This window comes from Bradyrhizobium sp. PRIMUS42 (assembly GCF_023006515.1).
Lineage (GTDB): Bacteria > Pseudomonadota > Alphaproteobacteria > Rhizobiales > Xanthobacteraceae > Bradyrhizobium.
The window spans coordinates 1-2,811 of the sequence record NZ_JALBGZ010000771.1 but is presented as its reverse complement, the minus strand read 5'-3'; the positions used below and the strand labels follow the sequence as shown (position 1 = coordinate 2,811).

The following is a 2,811-nucleotide window of genomic DNA, read 5'->3' as shown; positions in this document are numbered from 1 at the left end:
GTCCGCGCCGACCAGCCGCGCCCGGCGCGTGCGGAGGCGGAAGCGGCGGTGAAGACGCTGCTGGCCTATATCGGCGAGAACACCGATCGTGAGGGCCTGCTCGACACGCCGCGCCGCGTGGTCGAGGCCTTCGACGAGCTCTATCAGGGCTATCATCAGTGCCCGGCCGAGGTGCTCGACCGCACCTTCGGCGAGACCGCGGGCTATGACGATTTCGTGCTGGTGCGCGACATCGAGTTCACCTCGCAGTGCGAGCATCACATGATGCCGTTCTACGGCAAGGCGCACATCGCCTATACGCCGGTGGAACGCGTCGTCGGCCTGTCCAAGCTGGCTCGTCTCACCGACATCTTCGCCCGCCGGCTCCAGACCCAGGAGCATCTGACGGCCCAGATTGCGGCTGCGATCGACGAGGTCCTCAAGCCGCGCGGCGTAGCGGTGCTGATCGAGGCCGAGCACACCTGCATGTCCGTGCGCGGCGTCGCCAAGCATGGCGCCTCCACCTTCACCAGCCGATTCACCGGCATGTTCCGCGACAATCCGGCGGAACAGGCCCGTTTCCTGTCCCTGGTGCGAGGCACGCGCTGACCTCGCGACGGTTTATTGTTTGAGCATGGCCTTGCCGGAAAACCGCTGCGCACTTTTCCGGGTCATGCTCTAGCGAGGCTTGCTGTGTCCGCTCATTCCCATGAGATCGAGGAAGGCTTGTCCTTCCAGCCGCGGTTCGACGCGGCAGGGCTCGTGACCTGCGTCGCGACCGACATTGCCACCGGCGATGTGCTCATGGTCGCGCACATGAACGAGGAGGCACTGCGCAAGACGATCGCGACCGGTGAGGCCTGGTACTTCAGCCGTTCGCGCAATGCCTTGTGGCGAAAAGGTGAGAGCTCAGGTCAAACCCAGCGCGTGGTCGAGATGCGCACCGATTGCGACCAGGACGCGGTCTGGATCCGTGTCGAGCAGGTCGGCGCGGCCTGCCACACCGGGCGGCGGTCCTGCTTCTACCGGAAGGTCGAGGCCGAGGGTGGGGGAGCCAAGCTGGTGTTCAACGATGCCGATCGGCTGTTCGATCCCAGCGACGTCTATAAGAAGTAGCCTCCGTCATTCCGGGGCGCGCGTAGCGCGAGCTACGGTGCGCAATTGCGCACCGTAGCTCGTCGCTTCGCGATGCCCCGAATGACTCGGGGAGGGGCCGCCCCCGGGGATTAACCCCGCATTAACCATACCTGTCCCACGGTGAGACGATGGGCGCCGAATTGCCGGCGTCCTCCAATGCCGCGCGGGGCGGGCACCTCATCATGTCGGTCGACAATTTCAGCGCCACGCAGACGGCCGGTCTCGATCCGTCGCGGGCGCGCGTCGCCGGTGCGATCAAGCAGGCCTCGAACATCACTGGCGTCAGCTTCCAGTACATGCTGACCACCGCCAAGATGGAATCGGATTTCAATCCGACAGCCGGGGCCACGACCTCGTCTGCGCACGGACTCTACCAGTTCATCGACCAGACCTGGCTCGGCACCGTGAAGGAAGCCGGAACCCAGCTCGGCTACGGCAACTATTCCGACGCCATCACCAGGACCTCGTCGGGCAGCTACACGGTCGATGATCCCGCCATGAAGCGGTCGATCATGAAGCTGCGCGACGATCCGGAGGCGGCGTCCAGCATGGCGGGCGCGCTGACGCAGTCGAACAGCTTCAAGCTCACAGGCCTGCTCGGCCGCAGGCCGAGCGACAGCGAACTCTACATGGCGCATTTCATGGGTGTCGGCGGAGCCGCAAAACTGATCGCCAATGCCGAGGACAATCCGCAAGCGGTCGGTGCGCGGCTGTTTCCGAACGCGGCGTCCGCCAATCGCTCGATCTTCTACGAGAGGGATGGCCGCGCCCGCAGCGTCTCCGAAGTCTATTCGGTGCTGGATGCGCGCTATGCCAGCGCGGCCAATTCGAAAACCACCCGCAGCGCGATGGCGATGTATGGCGGTACGCCGTCGACCACCGAGGTCGCGAGCGCGAGCGGCGTACAGCCCGCCGCGCCCGTCATCGACAACGCCGCCTATCTCCAGACCTTCCCGAACGCACGCGCGGTGACGCCCGTCAGTGCCTCGGCGCCAACGACGCTCGCGGACAATGCCCCGAGCACGCCGGTGTTTCGTTCGATCTATCAGCCCGGTGATGTCACGCAGCCGGTCTCGACCACGGTGCAGAAATTATGGGGCAACAATGCCTCGCTCACCTCGGTCGCCTCAGCGACGCCGGATGTGCGGCCGCCGCAGCCACTCGATCTCTTCAGCGATCGCAGCGGCACGTTCTCGAGCTAGTCGCCGTCTCGTGTCCCGGACGCGCTGCAACGCGTAGCGTTGCTGCGCAGAGCCGGGACCCATGCCGCAGCCTATCCTCCTGGAGAAATGGGGCCGGCTCTGCCGCGCATCGCCGAAGAGGCGCTGCAAAGCCGGGGCACGTGCCTTGAAACGCCTTTGTTCCCTTAACAAAACGTCAATTAAACCAGCTAGTTATGGTGAACGCTTTGTTAAGCGTCGTGGTTTATTTTGTGTTGCAGGTGACGAGCCGTCATCATTTTCGTTTGTTGTGTAAGCCGGAAGCAGCATGATTGTTCGGCAGTTCATCAATTGGATCAGGACGGCGCCGGCCGGCGAGCGGGCCGAGGCCACCCGGGCGTTGGCCCGGGCCTGGCTGATCTCAGACCTTTCGACAGACGACCGCATCGCCGCCGAAGGCGCGCTTTTGATGCTGCTCGACGATCCCTCGCCGCTGGTGCGGCAGGCGATGGCCGAGGCCTTTGCGCGCAGCACG

At 64.7% G+C, this 2,811-nt stretch carries 3 protein-coding genes and 1 pseudogene; all 4 read left to right on the top strand.

The window, feature by feature from the left end; translation table 11 throughout:
* A partial coding sequence (gene folE, locus MOV75_RS33355) for a GTP cyclohydrolase I FolE (RefSeq protein WP_247007452.1) occupies positions 1-588 on the top strand: 588 nt, incomplete at its 5' end.
* An 84-nt stretch (positions 589-672) separates the two neighbouring features.
* Complete coding sequence (gene hisI, locus MOV75_RS33350; protein WP_246931821.1) at positions 673-1,095, top strand: phosphoribosyl-AMP cyclohydrolase; 423 nt, start codon at positions 673-675, stop codon at positions 1,093-1,095.
* A gap of 149 nt (positions 1,096-1,244) precedes the next feature.
* Complete coding sequence (locus tag MOV75_RS33345) at positions 1,245-2,318, top strand: lytic transglycosylase domain-containing protein (RefSeq protein ID WP_246931823.1); 1,074 nt, start codon at positions 1,245-1,247, stop codon at positions 2,316-2,318.
* 286 nt (positions 2,319-2,604) lie between these two features.
* Positions 2,605-2,811: pseudogene (locus tag MOV75_RS33340) on the top strand (hypothetical protein); the annotation flags it as partial.

Excerpts from the sequence above, each read along its gene's own strand:
- MOV75_RS33345 (WP_246931823.1), top strand. The coding sequence starts at position 1,245 with ATGGGCGCCGAATTGCCGGCGTCCTCCAATGCCGCGCGGGGCGGGCAC.